11 protein-coding genes are annotated in these 17,412 nt (G+C 65.6%); 6 read left to right on the top strand and 5 right to left on the bottom strand.

The features are described from left to right. Positions 1 to 15 precede the first annotated feature (15 nt). Genes kdpB through CO669_RS13660 form a run of 4 tightly spaced genes read left to right on the top strand, consistent with a single transcriptional unit; the run spans position 16 to position 6,242 of the window. The gene (kdpB, locus tag CO669_RS13645) at positions 16 to 2,130 is read left to right on the top strand and encodes a potassium-transporting ATPase subunit KdpB (RefSeq protein WP_097660315.1); all 2,115 of its coding nucleotides are present in this window, start codon (positions 16 to 18) and stop codon (positions 2,128 to 2,130) included. A 56-nt stretch (positions 2,131 to 2,186) separates the two neighbouring features. Further along, positions 2,187 to 2,792 (top strand): K(+)-transporting ATPase subunit C, encoded by a 606-nt coding sequence (locus CO669_RS13650; protein ID WP_097660316.1) that lies wholly within the window; start codon positions 2,187 to 2,189, stop codon positions 2,790 to 2,792. A gap of 40 nt (positions 2,793 to 2,832) precedes the next feature. Next, on the top strand, positions 2,833 to 5,556 hold the full coding sequence (locus CO669_RS13655) for a DUF4118 domain-containing protein (protein WP_097660317.1): 2,724 nt from the start codon (positions 2,833 to 2,835) through the stop codon (positions 5,554 to 5,556). After that, positions 5,553 to 6,242 (top strand): response regulator, encoded by a 690-nt coding sequence (locus tag CO669_RS13660; RefSeq protein ID WP_097660318.1) that lies wholly within the window; start codon positions 5,553 to 5,555, stop codon positions 6,240 to 6,242. Before CO669_RS13655 ends, CO669_RS13660 begins: the two co-directional genes overlap by 4 nt. A 97-nt stretch (positions 6,243 to 6,339) precedes the next feature. Here the strand turns inward: CO669_RS13660 and ku are convergent, their stop codons facing one another. Then, entirely contained in the window at positions 6,340 to 7,221 is an 882-nt protein-coding gene (gene ku, locus CO669_RS13665) for a non-homologous end joining protein Ku (protein WP_097660319.1), read from the bottom strand. Positions 7,222 to 7,337: 116 nt separating this feature from the next. Between ku and ligD the strand changes: the two genes are divergently transcribed. Beyond that, the gene (gene ligD / locus CO669_RS13670) at positions 7,338 to 10,025 is read left to right on the top strand and encodes a DNA ligase D (RefSeq protein WP_097660320.1); all 2,688 of its coding nucleotides are present in this window, start codon (positions 7,338 to 7,340) and stop codon (positions 10,023 to 10,025) included. A 98-nt stretch (positions 10,026 to 10,123) separates the two neighbouring features. Here the strand turns inward: ligD and CO669_RS13675 are convergent, their stop codons facing one another. Next, positions 10,124 to 10,288, bottom strand: coding sequence for a DUF3309 family protein (locus CO669_RS13675; protein ID WP_007595743.1), 165 nt, complete (start codon positions 10,286 to 10,288; stop codon positions 10,124 to 10,126). A 184-nt stretch (positions 10,289 to 10,472) separates the two neighbouring features. Here CO669_RS13675 and CO669_RS13680 point away from each other — a divergent pair, with 184 nt between their 5' ends. Beyond that, positions 10,473 to 10,790 carry a polyhydroxyalkanoic acid system family protein gene (locus CO669_RS13680; protein WP_097660321.1) on the top strand — a complete coding sequence of 106 codons (318 nt, stop codon included), beginning with the start codon at positions 10,473 to 10,475 and terminating at the stop codon, positions 10,788 to 10,790. A 2-nt stretch (positions 10,791 to 10,792) separates the two neighbouring features. Here the strand turns inward: CO669_RS13680 and treY are convergent, their stop codons facing one another. From treY to glgX, 3 genes are read right to left on the bottom strand one after another with little or no spacing between them, the layout of a single operon-like run. Further along, the gene (gene treY, locus CO669_RS13685; RefSeq protein ID WP_097660322.1) at positions 10,793 to 13,579 is read right to left on the bottom strand and encodes a malto-oligosyltrehalose synthase; all 2,787 of its coding nucleotides are present in this window, start codon (positions 13,577 to 13,579) and stop codon (positions 10,793 to 10,795) included. Between the two features lies 1 nt (position 13,580). After that, positions 13,581 to 15,335 (bottom strand): malto-oligosyltrehalose trehalohydrolase, encoded by a 1,755-nt coding sequence (gene treZ / locus CO669_RS13690; RefSeq protein ID WP_097660323.1) that lies wholly within the window; start codon positions 15,333 to 15,335, stop codon positions 13,581 to 13,583. Next, on the bottom strand, positions 15,332 to 17,410 hold the full coding sequence (gene glgX, locus CO669_RS13695) for a glycogen debranching protein GlgX (RefSeq protein ID WP_097660324.1): 2,079 nt from the start codon (positions 17,408 to 17,410) through the stop codon (positions 15,332 to 15,334). The genes treZ and glgX overlap by 4 nt, the downstream gene beginning before the upstream one ends. Positions 17,411 to 17,412 lie beyond the last annotated feature (2 nt).

A 17,412-nucleotide genomic window follows, 5' to 3' on the forward strand; every position in this document is an offset into this window, starting at 1 on the left:
TTTGGAGTGACCTCCATGGATACGACGAAACTGCAAAAACGCGCCCCGATGTCGGCGATGCTCGATCCCAGGATCGTGTTGCCCGCAATCCGGGCGTCACTCACCAAGCTCGATCCGCGGCTGATGGTGAAGAACCCCGTGATGTTCGTGGTCGAGATCGTCGCCGCGCTCACCACGGTGATCTTCCTTCGCGATGTCGTCACGGGCGGTGCCGGGCTCGGCTTCACCTTCCAGATCATCGTCTGGCTCTGGTTCACGGTGCTGTTCGCCAATTTCGCCGAGGCCGTGGCCGAAGGGCGCGGCAAGGCGCAGGCCGAATCGCTGCGCAAGACCCGCACCGAGAGCCAGGCCAAGCTCCTGACCGGTGCCGGGCAGGCGTTCAATCTCGTGCCGGGCACCAGCCTGAAGGTCGGCGACATCGTGTTGGTCGAGGCGGGCGACACCATCCCGTCCGACGGCGAGGTGATCGAGGGCGTCGCCTCCGTCAACGAGGCCGCCATCACCGGCGAGTCCGCGCCCGTCATCCGGGAGTCCGGCGGCGATCGGTCCGCGGTGACCGGCGGCACGCAGGTCCTGTCCGACTGGATCCGCGTTCGCATCACGGCAGCGCAAGGCTCGACCTTCATCGACCGCATGATCAAGCTGGTCGAGGGCGCCGAGCGGCAGAAAACGCCGAACGAGATCGCCCTCAACATCCTGCTCGCCGGCCTCACCATCATCTTCGTGTTCGCCACCGTCACCATCCCGAGCTACGCGGCCTATGCCGGCGGCTCGATCTCGGTGATCGTGCTGGTCGCGTTGTTCGTGACGCTGATCCCGACCACGATCGGCGCTTTGCTCTCGGCCATCGGCATCGCCGGCATGGACCGTCTGGTGCGCTTCAACGTCCTGGCGATGTCGGGCCGCGCGGTCGAAGCCGCCGGCGACGTCGATACGCTCTTGCTCGACAAGACCGGCACCATCACCCTCGGCAACCGGCAGGCCACCGCGTTCCGCCCGGTGCGTGGGGTGACGGAGCAGGAGCTTGCGGACGCCGCCCAGCTTGCCTCGCTCGCCGACGAGACGCCGGAAGGCCGCTCCATCGTCGTGCTGGCGAAGGAGAAATACGGCATCCGGGGCCGTGACATGGCCGAGCTCGGCGCGACCTTCATCCCGTTCACGGCGCAGACCCGCATGAGCGGTGTCGATGCCGGCGGATCGTCGGTGCGCAAGGGTGCGGTCGATGCCATGCTGAACTACATCGGCGGCGGCGCGCCGCTGGCGGTCGCTTCCGGCAACACGGCACGGGCGATGCAGCCTGCCGCGCTCTCCGAGCTCGGCCGCGAGATCCAGGTCATTGCCGACGAGGTCTCGAAGTCCGGCGGGACGCCGCTGGCGGTCGCCAAGGATGGCAAGCTGCTCGGAATCGTCCAGCTCAAGGACATCGTCAAGGGCGGCATTCGCGAGCGCTTCGCCGAGCTGCGTCGCATGGGCATCCGCACCATCATGATAACGGGCGACAACCCGATGACGGCGGCTGCGATCGCTGCGGAGGCGGGCGTCGACGACTTCCTGGCGCAGGCAACGCCCGAGGACAAGCTCAAGCTGATCCGCGACGAGCAGGCCAAGGGCAAACTGGTCGCCATGTGCGGCGACGGCACCAACGACGCGCCGGCGCTGGCGCAGGCCGATGTCGGGGTTGCCATGAACACCGGCACGCAAGCTGCCCGCGAAGCCGGCAACATGGTCGACCTCGACTCCAACCCGACCAAGCTGATCGAGGTGGTCGAGATCGGCAAGCAGCTCCTGATGACGCGCGGCGCGCTGACGACGTTCTCGATCGCCAACGACGTCGCCAAGTATTTTGCGATCATCCCGGCGATGTTCCTGGCGTTCTATCCCCAGCTCAACGTGCTGAACGTCATGAACCTGTCGAGCCCGCAGAGCGCCATCCTGTCGGCGATCATCTTCAATGCGCTGATCATCATCGCGCTGATTCCGCTGGCGCTGAAAGGCGTCGCCTACCGCGCGGTCGGAGCCGGCGCGCTGCTCCGGCGCAACCTCTTGATCTACGGCCTCGGCGGCATCGTCATTCCCTTCATCGGCATCAAGGCGATCGACCTCGTCGTGACCGCCTTGCACCTGGCTTGACCGTCGTCGCGCGGCGAGGTGCCGCGTCGTGACGACGAAGACTTGGGAGATCCAACATGCTCAGAGAAATTCGCCCCGCCATCGTCCTTCTGCTGGTGCTCACCGCCATCACCGGCGTTGCCTATCCGCTCGCGATGACGGCCATCGCCGGTGCGCTCTTCCCGGCCCAGGCGCAAGGCAGCCTGATCGAGAGGGACGGCAAGGTGATCGGCTCGGCCCTGATCGGGCAGGAGTTCAAGGTCGACAAATATTTCCATGGCCGTCCCTCGGCCACGGTTGCGCCGGACCCGAATGATTCCACCAAGACGGTGCCGGCGCCCTACAACGCCGCCAATTCGGGCGGCTCCAATCTCGGCCCGACCAGCAAGGCGCTGGCCGACCGGCTGAAGGAGGATGTGGACAAGCTCAAGGCCGAGAATCCGAAGGCTGCCGTGCCGGTTGACCTCGTCACCAGTTCGGCCAGCGGCCTCGATCCCGACATCTCGCCGGAGGCCGCGCAATTCCAGGTGCCGCGGGTGGCGAAGGCACGGAATATGCCGGAGGAGGCGGTGGAGCAGCTCGTGTCCGCCAGCGTCCAGGGCCGTCTGTTCGGCTTGCTCGGCGAACCCCGTGTTAACGTATTGGCGCTGAACCTCGCGCTCGATCGCGCGCGGGCGAGGTAGCGGTCTATGCCCATGGCGTCAGGATGACTATATTGCGCTGATGGTCCGAGAGCGCCGCGATCCCGAACAACGTCCGTCTCCCGAGGCGCTGCTGGAAGCTGCGCGCCGGGAAGACAGCGTCAGCGGCAAGCTGAAGATCTTCGTCGGCGCCGCCCCCGGCGTCGGCAAGACCTACGAGATGCTGCAAAGCGCCCACGCCAGGCGCAAGGCCGGCGTCGATGTCGTGGTCGGCTTCGTCGAAACCCACGGCCGCGCCGAGACCGAGGCGCTGGTGCGTGGTCTGGAGGTGGTGCCGCGCAAGCGGCTGGACTACCGCGGCCAGATCGTCGAGGAGATGGACCTCGATGCCGTGATCGCGCGTCGGCCGCGGATCGTTCTGGTCGATGAACTCGCCCACACCAACGCGCCCCTTTGTCGCCATCCCAAGCGTTATCTCGACGTCGAGGAGCTGCTCTCGCACGGCATCGACGTCTACACCGCCGTCAACATCCAGCACATCGAGAGCCTGAACGACGTCGTCGCCCAGATCACCCATGTCCGGGTGCGCGAGACGGTGCCCGATTCCGTGTTCGACCGCGCCGATGCGATCGAGCTGATCGACCTGACGCCCGACGACCTGATTCAGCGCCTGAAGGAGGGCAAGGTCTATGTGCCTAAGCAGGCCGAGCGGGCGCTGGAGCACTATTTTTCGCCGGGCAATCTGACCGCATTGCGTGAGCTCGCCTTGCGGCGCACCGCCGAGCGGGTCGACGAGCAGCTGCTCAACCACATGCAGGCCAATGCGATTCGCGGGCCCTGGGCCGCGGGCGAGCGGATTCTCGTCTGCGTCAGCGAGGATCCGCGCGCGGCGGGTCTCGTGCGCTACACCAAGCGGCTGGCGGACCGGCTGCATGCGCCGTTCACCGCGGTGTCGATCGAGACGCGGCGAACCCTGCAATTGTCCGATGATCAGCGCGACCGGCTGGCCGATACGCTGCGGCTCGCGGAATCGCTCGGCGGCGAGGCGCTGACCATTCCCGCGGTCGGCCGCCGCATCGCCGACGACCTCGTCAATTTCGCGCAAGGCAACAACGTCACCCAGATCGTGATCGGCAAATCGACGCGCTCGCGCTGGTTCGAATTGACGCACGGTTCGGTCGTTCATGATCTGGTCCGCCGCACGGGCAATATCAGCGTTCACGTCATTCCCGGCGACGAGCTGCCGGGCGCGGATGCGTCCAAGTCGGCGGTGCAGACCGCTGCGCGATCCGAGCCGTTCAATCCGCTGCCCTATCTCAGGGCACTCGGAATCGTGCTGATCGGTCTTGGCGCCGCCAAGTTGATCCAGCCCTATTTCGGCATCGAGAACGTCGATCTCGTGCTGCTGACCTCGGTCGTGGCAGTCGCCTTGCGCTATGGCCTGTGGCCGTCCTTGCTGGCGACGGTGGCGGCCTCACTCTGCTACAATTTCTTCTTCATCCCGCCGATCTACACCTTCACGATCACCGACCCGACCAATGTCGCCGCGTTCTTCCTGTTCATGGTGGTGGCCATGCTGGTCTCCAACGTCGCGGCGCGCGTACGCATCCAGGCCGATACCGCCATCGGCCGGATCAGGATGACAGAGCAGCTCTACGCTTTCAGCCGCAAGCTCGCGGGCACCGCGACGCTCGACGACGTGCTGTGGGCGACGGCCTACCAGATCGCGTTGATGCTGAAGGTCCGCGTCGTGCTGCTGCTGCCCGACGAAGGCCGGTTGACGGTGAAATCCGGCTATCCGCCGGAAGATGATCTCGACCAGGCCGACCTCGCTGCGGCCAACTGGGCCTGGAGCAACGATCGTTCCGCAGGCCGCGGCTCGGATACATTGCCCGGGGCGAAGCGGCTGTTCCTGCCGATGCGCACCGGGCGCGGCCCGATCGGCGTGATCGGCATCGACGACGACCGCTCCGGGCCGCTGCTGACGCCGGATCAGCGCCGGCTGCTGGATGCGCTGGTCGACCAGGGCGCGCTGGCGATCGAGCGCGTGCTGCTGGTCGAGGACATGGACCGCGTCAAGCGGACCGTCGAATCCGAGCGCTTGCGCTCCGCGCTCCTGACTTCGATCTCGCACGACCTGAAAACGCCGCTCGCCTCGGTGCTGGGAGCGGCCTCGACCATGCGCGATCTCGCCGGTGCCTTGTCCGACACCGAGAAGCGCGACCTGCTCGCGACCGTGATCGACGAGTCCGAGCGGCTCAACCGCTTCATCGCAAACCTGCTCGACATGACCAAGCTCGAATCCGGCGCCATCGTGCCCAACACGGCGCTGCACGATCTCGGCGAGATCGTGGGCAGCGCCCTGCGGAGGGCGGCCAAGATCCTTGGCAGCCACAAGGTCGAGCTGACGCTGGCCGCCGATCTGCCGATGCTCGAGCTGGACGCCGTGCTGTTCGAGCAGGTGCTGTTCAACCTGCTCGACAACGCCGCCAAATATTCGCCGCCCGACACGACGGTCTCGATCCGCAGCCGGCGCGACGGCAATCATGTCGTGCTGGAGATCGCGGACGAGGGGGCCGGCATCCCGCCCGACGAGCTTGAGAGCGTGTTCGACAAGTTCTACCGCGCACAGAAGGGCGATCACGTCCGCCCCGGCACGGGCCTTGGCCTTGCCATCTCCCGCGGCTTCGTCGAGGCGATGCGCGGCACGATCTCGGCCGCCAATCGCAGCGACCGGAGCGGCGCTGTTCTCACCATCCGTCTTCCCTTTCCGGCCGAGAGCCGCGCATTGGATACCGCCGCATGAGCGCTGCCCCGATCAAGGTCCTGGTCATCGACGACGAGCCGCCGATCCGCAAATTGCTGCGGATGGGGCTGACGACGCAAGGCTATGAAATCCTGGAGGCGTCGAATGGCAAGATCGCGCTGGAGAAGCTTGGCGAAGCGCCGGCGCTGATCATTCTCGATCTCGGCCTGCCCGACGTCCAGGGACACGAGCTGCTGCGCACCATCCGCGCGCGCAACGAAAGCGTGCCGATCGTGGTGCTGTCGAGCCGCGGCGACGAAGCCGGCAAGGTCCAGGCGCTCGATCTCGGCGCCGACGATTATCTGACAAAGCCGTTCGGCATGGAGGAGCTCCTGGCGCGCCTGCGCGCCGCGCTGCGGCACCAGCTCCAGGTCCAGGGCGAGCGCCCGGTGTTCAGGACCGGCGATCTCTCGGTCGATCTGGTCCGCCGCATCGTCAAGATCGGCGAGCGCGAGGTGAAGCTGTCGCCGAAGGAATATGACCTTCTGCGCGTGCTGGTGCAGCACGCCGGCAAGGTGCTCACCCACCGCTTCCTGCTGAAGGAGCTCTGGGACGAACTGACCGATGCGCAATACCTGCGCGTCTATGTCCGCCAGCTCCGGCAGAAGATCGAAGCCGATCCCGAGCGGCCACAATATGTGCTGACCGAGACCGGGATCGGGTACCGGCTGAAGGCGGGGGATTGATCTAGCTGTCGTTCCGGGGCGATGCGAAGCATCGAGCCCGGAACCTCGAGATTCCGGGTTCGCCTCTTCGAGGCGCCCCGGAATGACGGTGGGGTTGCTAGCCCGCCTTCCTGTGCCGCGCCGTCGACCGGTGCGCCTTCTTCGCGGCCGGCCGTCGCCCGGTGGCACGGCGCGCGTGCGACTTCGCCGTCTTCTTCCCGCCACGGCCCTTCAGGCTCTGCTTCAGCGCGTCCATCAGGCTGACGACGTTGCTCGGCCGCTCCTCGGGTTCGGGCAGCTCGATCTTCTTGCCGCTGGCCTTGCGTTTCACCAGCGCCTTCAGCGCGGTCTCATAGTCGTCCTTGAACTTGCCGGGATCGAAATGCGCGGCCTTGGTCTGCAGGATGTGGCTCGCGAGCTCGACCATGTCCTTGGTGATCTTCGGGCTCTTGATCTCGTCGAAGAACTGGTCCTCGTCGCGCAGCTCGTAGGGGAAGCGCAGCGTCGTGCCGAGCAGACCCTTGCCGAGCGGCTCGATCGCCATGACATGCTCGCGGTTGGTGAGCACGATCTTGGCGAGTGCCACGCGCTCCTGGTCCTTCATGGCGTCGCGGATCACTGCGAAGGCGTCGATCGCGGCCTTGCCGTCGGGCGCGATGTAATAGGGATGGTTGAGGTAGCGCTGATCGATCTCCTCGCTCGGCACGAAGCTCTCGATGTCGATGGTGTGGTTGCTCTCGATCTGGACCGCCTCGAGCTCCTCCGGTTCGATCTCGACATATTTGCCCTTGCGCAGCTCATAGCCGCGCCCCTTTTGATCGCTCTCGACGACGTCGCCGGTCTCGGAATCGATCATCTGTTGCTTGAGCCGGTTCCCGGTCTCGCGGTTGATCAGGTGAAAGCGCGTCTTCTCGGCCGTGGTCGTCGCCGGGTAAAGCACGACCGGGCAGCTGACCAGCGACAGCTTCAACGTTCCCTTCCAATAGGCGCGCGGGGCCATTCCATTCTCCAGCGTTTTCAAGGCGTTTTGGAACCCCAACCCTCCCGCAGGGTTTTGGTTCCGGGTGGGACTTTGGCCGTGATAGGCTGAATGCTGAAAGAAAAGCGGGACCGGTCGTGCTGCAAAAACTCTCCACTTACCGACAGAAACGCGACTTCGAGAAGACGCCCGAGCCGTCGGGCAAGACGGCGGTGGCGCCCTCGAAGCAGCGGCGCTTCGTGATCCAGAAGCACGATGCGACCCGGCTGCATTACGATCTCAGGCTCGAGTTCGACGGCGTGTTCAAATCCTGGGCCGTGACGAAGGGACCCTCGCTCGATCCGCACGACAAGCGCCTCGCGGTCGAGGTGGAAGACCACCCGCTCGACTATGGCGATTTCGAAGGAACGATTCCGGAAGGGCAATATGGCGGCGGCACGGTGATGCTGTGGGACCGCGGCACCTGGGAATCGGACGACGCCGAGCGCGGCTTCAAGAAAGGCGATTTGAAGTTCACCCTGCATGGCGACAAGCTGCACGGAAGCTGGGTTTTGGTACGCATGCGCAACGACCGCAGCGGCGGCAAGCGCACCAATTGGCTCCTGATCAAGCATCGCGACGAATACGTCCGCGAAGGCAAGGACAACGACATTCTCGATGAAGACAAGTCGGTCGCATCCGGCCGCGCGATGGAGCAGATCGCCGAGGGCAAGGGCCGGGCGCCGAGGCCGTTCATGCTGGCGAAGGGCACCAAGGGCAAGGCCGACGCGGTCTGGCAATCCAACCGGGCCGAGGAGCCTAAAGGGCACACGATCAAGCCGGCCCCGCGTACGGCGGCAAAGAACGGCAAGACGATCAGGAGCAAGGCGGCGAAGAAGAAAGCGACGACGGCGACGAACGCCAGGACGATCGCGGAGATGCCGGACTTCGTGGCGCCGCAGCTCTGCACGATCGTGGAGCGGCCGCCGGCCGCTGAGGGCTGGTGCCACGAGATCAAGTTCGACGGCTATCGCGTGCAGCTTCGGGTCGAGGACGGCGAGGCGACGCTGAAGACGCGCAAGGGGCTGGACTGGACCGGTAAGTTCGCGGCGATCGCAGAGGAAGCGGGGACGCTGCCGGACTTGATGATCGACGGCGAGATCGTCGCGCTCGACCACAACGGCGCGCCGAATTTTTCCTCGCTTCAGGCTGCGTTGTCGGACGGCAAGACCGACGAGCTGATCTTCTTTGCCTTCGACCTGCTATTCGCCGAGGGGCAAGATTATCGCCGCCTGCCGCTCGGCGAACGCAAGGCGCAGCTGAAGGAACTGCTGGAGGCCCGCAAGCGCAAAGGCAGCCAGATCCGCTATGTCGAGCATTTCGAGAGCGGCGGCGATGCGGTGCTGCAATCAGCCTGCAAGCTCGAGCTCGAAGGCGTGGTGTCGAAGAAGCTGGACGCGCCTTATCGCTCCGGCCGCACCGAGAGCTGGACCAAGGCAAAGTGCCGCGCCGGCCATGAAGTCGTGATCGGCGGCTACAAGACGACGAACGGAAAGTTCCGTTCGCTGATGGCCGGCGTGCAGCGCGGTGATCATCTCGCCTTCGTCGGTATGGTCGGCACGGGCTTTGGCGCCGACAAGGTCAAGCGCATCATGCCGTCCTTGAAGGCCATGGTGGCCAAGGAAAGCCCCTTCGGCGGCAAGAATGCCCCGAGGAAGACGCGCGACGTGCACTGGTTGAAGCCGGAGCTCGTCGCCGAGATCGAGTTCGCCGGCTTCACCGCCGACGGCAATATCCGCCAGGCCGCGTTCAAGGGCCTGCGGCAGGACAAGCCCGCCGAGGAGGTGGAGGCGGAGACGCCGGTCGATACCGAACTTGCAGAACCCAAGGCGCGCAAGCGCGCCGCGAAAACGGCCAAGCGGTCGAAGGACGCCGGCACGGCCGAGGTGATGGGGGTCGTCATCTCCAAGCCCGACAAGGAGCTGTGGCCTGACGGCGGTGACGGGGAGGGCGTGACGAAGCTCGATCTCGCCCGCTATTTCGAGGCGGTCGGGACCTGGATGATCGAACATCTGAAGGGGCGCCCGTGCTCGATCGTGCGTGCGCCCGACGGAATCGGTGGCGAAACCTTCTTCCAGCGTCATGCCATGCAGGGCACCTCGAGCCTGCTCGAGCTGGCAAAGGTCTCGGGTGATCGTAAGCCTTACTTGCAGATCGACCGCGTCGAAGGGCTCGCTGCGGTCGCGCAGATCGGCGGCCTCGAGCTGCATCCCTGGAATTGCGCGCCAAACGCCTATGACACGCCAGGCCGGCTGGTGTTCGATCTCGATCCCGCGCCGGACGTCGCGTTCGCCGATGTCGTGGATGCCGCCAGGGAAATGCGGCAACGGCTGACCGACATTGGCATGGAGAGCTTCTGCAAGACCACGGGCGGCAAGGGCCTGCACGTGGTGGTGCCGTTGCTTCATGGCGCCCGCGACAAGGCGAGCTGGAAGGAAGCCAAGGCCTTCGCACAGGGCGTCTGCCAGTGGATGGCCGACGACGATCCAGAGCGCTATCTGCTCAACATGTCCAAGAAGCTGCGCAGCGGAAAGATCTTTCTCGACTATCTCCGCAACGACCGGATGGCGACGGCGGTTGCGCCGCTGTCGCCGCGAGCCCGCGCGGGTGCGACGGTCTCGATGCCGGTGACCTGGGCGCAGGTGAAGAGCGATCTCGATCCGAAGCGCTACACGGTGCGCAGCGTGCCGGGCCTGTTGCCGCGTTCGAAGGCGTGGGAGGGTTACGAGGATGCCGCGACGTCGATTAAGGCGGCGGCGAAGAAGCTCGCGGGGAAAACAAAGTAGGGCGGGTTAGCCGCAAGGCGTAACCCACCACGTTGGCTTGTGCGGAAACGTAAAGGGTGGGTTACGCCTTGCGGCTAACCCACCCGACGCGGTCTCGCCTAGATCCGACCCAGCAATAGCAGGATCAGCAGGATGACGATGACGAGCCCGAGGCCGCCGCCGCCGTAATAGCCGGTGCCGTAGAACGGGCCGCCGCCGATGCCGCTGAAGCCGCCAAGCAGGGCGATAACCAGAATGATCAAAATGATCGTGCCGATAGACATGCGAATCTCCTCCAGCCCTTCGTTGAAAGGGTCGTTGCAACCTGTCCCGTGGTGCGAGGGCAACTTGCCGCAGGTTTTAAAGTTCCGACGATGGAAACACCGCTTGCCGCACCAGCTTGCATGGAACATTTGCCGTTTCGGCCGGCATGATTATGTGAGACTCAACCGTCACGGGGGCAGGGTCATGTCAGCACCGCTTGTCGTTTCAATTCCACATCGTCTCGGCCGCGAGGAGGCGGTGCGTCGGCTCAAGACCGGGCTCGGCCGCGCGGCAGCCAGCATTCCCGTCATGCAGGTCGAGGAGGAGCGCTGGACCGGCGACAGCATGGCCTTTCGCATTCGCGCGCTCGGGCAGATCGCGACGGGGCAGGTCGACGTCGCCGACGACCATGTGAAGGTCGAGGTGGTGCTGCCCTGGCTGTTGCAGCGCTTTGCCGAGATGGCGCAGGCCACGATCAGGAAGCGCGGGCAGTTGCTGCTGACCAAGGGCGAGGAAAAATAGCGTCAGGCGCGAACGCGCGGCCGCGCCGGCCTGATCGCACTTGTCGTGCGGGCCTCGATGACGAAAGCGGGGAAGTCCCGGAACGCCTGCGCGAGCGGCAATTCACGGCTGGCAAGGCCCGGCCCGCTGTAGCCGGTCACGTCGATGGTGGCGTCGAATCCGTCCGGCGCCGGCCATTCCCGGCCCGCTTGCGTGAACGGTGCGAAGCGACGCCCGACCACGACGATCGCCGCACTGCGGCCGTGGCGGCGCGCAAAGGCGATGACATGGTCGGCATGTGCGCCGCTCACTGCCAGCGGCTGGTAGTCGCCTTGAGCGAAGACGTCGGCGAGCTCATTGCGCAGCTTGAGAAGGCGGCGTGTCCAGGCGAGTTTGATCAGCCCGTCCGGCCAGCTCTTCATCAGGCCGGCCCAATCCGGGTCGTCCAGCGAACTCAGCGCCGTGTGCCGTGCGCCAAAGTCGACCGGACGGCGATTGTCGGGGTCGACCAGCGAGAGGTCCCAGAACTCGGTGCCCTGATAGAAGTCGGGTACGCCGGGCACCGTCGCCTTGAGGGTGAGCTGGCTGAGGGAGTTCAACGTGCCGAGCAGTGCGACGCGGCGGGCCAGCGTCCGCAGCGTCTCAAGGAATTCGCCTGACAGCGTGGGGTCGAGGATCTTGTCGACGAAGCTCTTGACGCCATTCTCATACGCCTCGTGCGGATTGAGCCAGCTGGTCTCTTCCTTGCCCTCGCGCGCGGCCTTCAGCGCATAGGCCTGGATACGCTCGACGAAGCCTGCATCGACCGGCTCCTGGAGCGGCCATGCCCCGAGCAGCGTCTGGTAGAGCATGTATTCGAACGTTGCCGATGGCGCACGTAAATTGCCGTGGAGCGCGAGGTGCGGCGCGTTCAACACCTTCCAGCGAGAAACCGCGCTGGTCCATTCGCCGGGAACTTCGCTGAGTGCTGCGATCCGCGCGCGAGCATCCTCGCCGCGTTTCGTGTCATGCGTGGCGGTCGCCGTCATTCCCAGCGGCCATTCCCTGGCCCGGGCCTGCATGGCCTCGTGGAAAGCGGGAACGGCGAGGCCGGTGCTGGCGGGATCGCCGCCGACCTCGTTCAGCGCCAGCAGGCGGTGGTATTGATAGAAGGCGGTGTCCTCCAGCGACTTCGCCATCACCGGTCCGGTGAATTGCTGCACCTTCAGCGCAAAGCGGCGCACACGCGGCGCGCTGTGCGGCGGGCGGCCGGACTTGAGCAGGTCCATGGTCAAGGCATCGCGCAGGAAGTCGAAGATGCCCTCGTCGGCTGCGAACCATTCCGCGCGGGCGCGCGCAATGGTGTCGTCGATCAGCTTGCGGTCGGGCGCCGTCGGGCCGCTGTTGGTCAGATAGGTGCGGTAGACCGGGAAGTGCAGCACATAGAGCTCGAGCGCCTGCCGCAGGCTGTCCGCGGAGAAATCGCGGGTCGAGTAATGCCCGTTGGCGATGCGCGCGAGCAGGCGCGTCAACACGGTGAATTCGCTGGTGAGCAGTGTCTCCAGCACGCGCCGCTTGGCGTCCTTGACGTAAGGCGCAAGCCGGGGCGGCCGGTTGCTGATCTGCCGCCAGGTCTCGTCCAGCGCCTCCAGCCCCTTGGCATCGACCAGCGCTTGCGTGATGACGTTCATCCATTCATAGCCGGTGGTGCCCTGGACGCCGGCGAAGTGCGGCAGGCGTTCGTGCTCGCACAGGATCTTCTCGATCACGGTGTAGAACGGCTTTGAATTGCCCTGCGCGTCGCGCACCAGCCGGCGCAGCCGCTGGCAATATTGCGCGGGGTCGCGCAGGCCGTCGATGTGATCGAGCCGGATGCCCTGCAATTTGCCGTCGGCGATGAGCTGCTTCACCAGCCGGTGCGTGGCGGCGAAGGTGCCCGGGTCCTCGACGCGCAGACCAGCGAGCCCGTTGACGTCGAAGAAGCGGCGATAATTGATGTCGCTGGAGGCGAGCCGCCAGTGCCCGAGCTTGTAATGCTGACGCTCCAGCAGGTGATGCAGCGCCAACGTCTGCGCCGGACGGTCCTTGCCGGCACGATAGGCGCCAAGACCGCGTGCGATGAGATCGTCGGCGTCCGTGATCTCTCTGAGCTCGGCCTTGAACGCGGGAGCTTCCTTGCGATTGGGGCGGCGCAGTCCGGTATAGCGCGCCGCGAGCGACAGCAGGCGTTTGCCGGCCTCCGTCTCGGCGGCATCCGCTTCCTTCACGATCATGCGCATGATCTCGCCATAGCGCTCCGGCGCGATCGGCAGGCGATGCTCGAAATACCAGGCGGAGAAGCTGCCCTGGTCGGGATCGTAGCGCAGCTCGATCTCGCCGCGCTCGAGCGCCTCGCCGTAGGATGCCCCCAGGATCGGCAGCAGCACGCCGCCGCGTGCGCGGTAGGGCAAGAGGTCCCAGTCGATGTCGAAGGAGACCGCATGCGGCGAGGCCTGCCCCCATTCCAGCACGTCCAGCCACCACGGATTGTCGGCGAAGTGCACACCGACATGGTTCGGCACGAAATCGATGATGAGCCCGAGATCGTGCGCCTTGAGCGCGTCGCTCAGCCGGGCAAAGCCGGCCTCGCCGCCGAGCTCGGGATTGAATTGGCTGTGATCGACGGTGTCGTAACCGTGGGTCGAGCCCTTGCGCGCCTTCATCACCGGCGGGGCGTAGAGATGGGTGATTCCCAGCGCCTTCAGATACGGGACGACCGCCGCGGCCTTGTCGAAGTCGAAATTCGCGGTGAGCTGAAGCCGGTAGGTGGCAAGAGGAATAGCAGGAGGCATGCTAACCTCCGAGGTGCCAGATCACCGACCACGGCGGCAGCCGGTCGCCGCTCGCATCGCCCCAGATTGGAGCGCCCGTTGTGCCGTCGGGACGCGCGATGTCCTTGTCCGAGAGATTGGCGACCAGCCGCAACGTCGTGCCGTCGCCCATCCGCCAGCGCGCGGTGAGCAGGCCGCTGTCGGCCGCCTCGGCGTCGCCAAAGCGCGCGCCCTTGAGCCGCGGCATGATCTCCTTGGCGCGAAGCGCGAGCAGGTCGCGGACCAGCGCAAGCCGCGCATCTTGCTGTTCGGTGCGGCCGGTCCAGTCGAGCACGGCCGATTGCAGCGTGGCTGGATCGAGCGGGTCGGGCACCTCGTCGCCGTATTTCTCGTAAGCCCAGGCATATTCCTGCTTGCGCCCCTTGCGCACGGCGTCGGCAAGTCCGCCCTGGAAGTCGCAGAAGAACGGGAACGGCACCGTCGAGCCCCATTCCTCGCCCTGAAACAGCATCGGCACCATCGGCGCCAGCAAGGTCACGGCGAGCGCCGCTTCGATCTGCTGCGGCGAAGCCAGGCTTTCGAGCCGGTCGCCGAGCGGACGGTTGCCGATCTGATCGTGGTTTTGCAGGAAGTTGACGAAAGTCGCCGGCGGCAGCTCGCCGCTCGGCTCGCCGCGCGGTCTCTTGCCCCAGAACTCCGATACCTCGCCTTGATAAACGAAGCCGGAGGCGAGCGCGCGCGCGAGGTCCATGCGCGGCGTCTGGTAGTCGGCGTAGTAGCCGGCGAGCTCGCCCGTCAGCATCACGTGCCAGACGTGGTGGTAATCGTCGTTCCACTGCGCCCGATACTTGCCGTTCGGCGGCTGTTGCACGGCATCGAGCAGGCTGGCGCGATTGTCGCCGTTCTCCAGCACGAGGTGGATGTGCCGCCCGGTCGCCTTGGCGAGCTCGCCGGCGGCGACGCTGAGGTCCTGCAGCATCGACTGCTCGCCGGGGATCGCCATGATGTGGTTGGCGGCATCCAGCCTCAGGCCGTCGAAACGATAGTCCGTGAGCCAGGACAGTGCATTCTCGACCGCGAAGGCGCGCACCTGCGGCACGCGATAGTCGATCGCACTGCCCCAGGGGGTATGCGCGTCGGTGAAGAAGGTTGGCGCATAGCGGCCGAGGTAGTTCCCCTCGGGGCCGAAATGATTGTAGACGACGTCGAGGAACACCATCAGCCCGCGCAGATGCGCTTCGTCGACCAGCGTCTTGAGGTCTTCGGGGCGACCATAGGCGCTGTCGGGCGCATACCACAGCACGCCGTCATAACCCCAGCCGCGGCGCCCCGCGAAATCCGCCAGCGGCATCAATTCCAGCGCGGTGATGCCGGTTGCGACGAGATGATCGAGCTTCTCGATCATGGCGCGGTAAGAGCCATTCGGCGTGAACGTGCCGACATGGGTCTCGATCAGCACCGTCTCTTCCCACGGCCGGCCGCGCCAATCCCGCGCACGCCATGAAAAGACATCGTGATCGATAACCTCGCTCGGGCCGAACACATCTTCGGGCTGGAACGCCGACGCCGGATCGGGCACATCGATCTCGTCGTCGATCCTGAACTTGTAGGGAACGCCGGCGCCGAGGCCGGCGATCTCGGCCACGTACCAGCCGTCCTGGCGGCGCTGCATCGCGTGTCTGCGCTCGAGCAGAAGGTCGACGCGGCGCGCGGCAGGCGCCCACAGGCGGAACGACACGCCGTCCCTCGTCGGCCTCGCCCCGAAGGATGGCCTCATAGCGCCCCCGCGAAGGCGAGCACGGAGCGCGGCGGCGCCTTGCTGTCGCTTCCGGGCAGGAAGTCGATCGTGTTCAGCTTGGCATCCGTGGTGTTCAGGATCTGCTGCCAGCTCTTGTATTCGGTCATTTTTGGCAATTTGAACGGGATCTCTTCGGGGGCGGCGTTCAATACGATAAAGATCGCAGCGCTGCCCGGTTCCATCGGTCCCATCACATAGGAGAGGAACCGCCCGTCCGGGAATGTCCAGTCGCTCTCCGTCATCTCGTTGCCTTCAGGCGTCAGCCACAGCGCGCCGTAGGACACGCCGTCCGCGGGACGGCCGTCGAGCCAGCGGTGGCTGCGAAGCTGCGAGAACCGGCGGCGGATGTCGGCGAGATGGGCGACGAAATCGACCATGTCGTCGCCCTCCTTGCCGAGGTTGTCCCAGCCGACCCAGCCGATCTCGTTGTCCTGGCAATAGGCGTTGTTGTTGCCGGATTGCGAGTTGCCGACCTCGTCGCCGGCGAGGACCAGCGGAACGCCCTGCGCCAGCATCAGGCAGGCGAGCACGTTCTTGCGAAGCTGGCGGCGCAAGCCGAGGATCTGAGGATCGTCGGTCGGCCCCTCGACACCGCAATTGTTGCTGTGGTTGTCGTTGGAGCCGTCGCGATTGTCCTCGCCGTTGGCCTCGTTGTGCTTTTCGTTGTAGCTGAAGAGGTCGGCGAGCGTGAAACCGTCGTGCACCGTGATGTGGTTGATGCTGGCGCGCGGTCGCCGTCCGTCGTGGTTGAACAGATCGGAGGACGCCGTCATCCGGCTGGAGATGTCGCCGATCAGGCTGCCTTCGCCACTCCAGTAGCGGCGCATGGCGCTGCGATAGCGATCGTTCCATTCCGACCATTGCGACGGGAATGCGCCGACCTGGTAGCCGCCGAGGCCGAGATCCCAGGGTTCGGCGACGAGCTTGACGCTCGCCAGCACCGGATCCTGCCGGATCGCGGTCAGGAAGGAGATGCCGCGATCAAACCCGTTCGGGCCACGCGCGAGCGTGGTGGCGAGGTCGAAGCGGAAGCCGTCGACATGGCAGACCTCGACCCAGTAGCGCAAGGAATCCATCACCATCTGCAGCACGCGCGGATGGGTCAGGTTCACCGACGAGCCGCAGCCGGTGAAGTCGTCGTAATAGCGCGGATTCTCGCGGTTCAGCCAGTAATAGGAGGCGTTGTCGATGCCGCGGTAGCACAGCGTCGGGCCGAGATGGTTGCCCTCGGCGGTGTGGTTGTAGACGACATCCAACATCACCTCGATGCCGGCATCGTGCAGGCGAGCCACGGTGGTGCGGAAGGAATCCAGCGCGTTGTCCTGGGCGTAGCGCGGCTCGGGCGCGAAGAAGGACAGCGTGTTGTAGCCCCAGTAATTTGCGAGCTTCTTCTCCACCAGGATGCGGTCGTCGACGAAGCTGTGCACCGGCAAGAGCTCGACCGTGGTGACGCCGAGCCTCTTCAGATGCTCGATCATCGCCGGTGAGGACAGGCCGCCATACGTGCCGCGCAGGTTCGGCGGCACGTCGTCGCGCTTCTGGGTCAGGCCCTTGACGTGAGCTTCGTAGATGATCGTGTCTTCCCAGGGAATGTTGGGACGGATCTCGCGGCGGCCCCAGTTGAAGGTCTCGTCGACCACGACGGCCTTGGGCATGCCGCGCGCGTTGTCGCGCCGGTCGAACGACAGATCCTCGCGCGGGCTTCCGGTGCGATAGGCGAAGTGCGCATCGCTCCAGACCAGACGTCCGGCGAGACGCTTGGCATAGGGGTCGAGCAACAGCTTGTTGGCGTTGAAGCGATGGCCGTGCTCGGGCTCGTAGGGGCCGTGCACGCGATAGCCGTAGAGCTGGCCGGGGGAGACGTCGTTGAGATAGCCGTGCCAGACGTCCTCGGTTCTCTCAGGCAGCTCGATGCGCTCGAGCTCGCGGCGGCCCTGGGTGTCGAACAGGCAGAGCTCGACCTTCTGTGCGTTGGCGGAGAACAGCGCGAAATTGGTGCCGCGTCCGTCCCAGCTTGCGCCGAGGCGTGCGGGCGATCCAGCAGTCAGGCGCATGT

Source organism: Bradyrhizobium sp. Y36 (assembly GCF_002531575.1).
GTDB lineage: Bacteria > Pseudomonadota > Alphaproteobacteria > Rhizobiales > Xanthobacteraceae > Bradyrhizobium.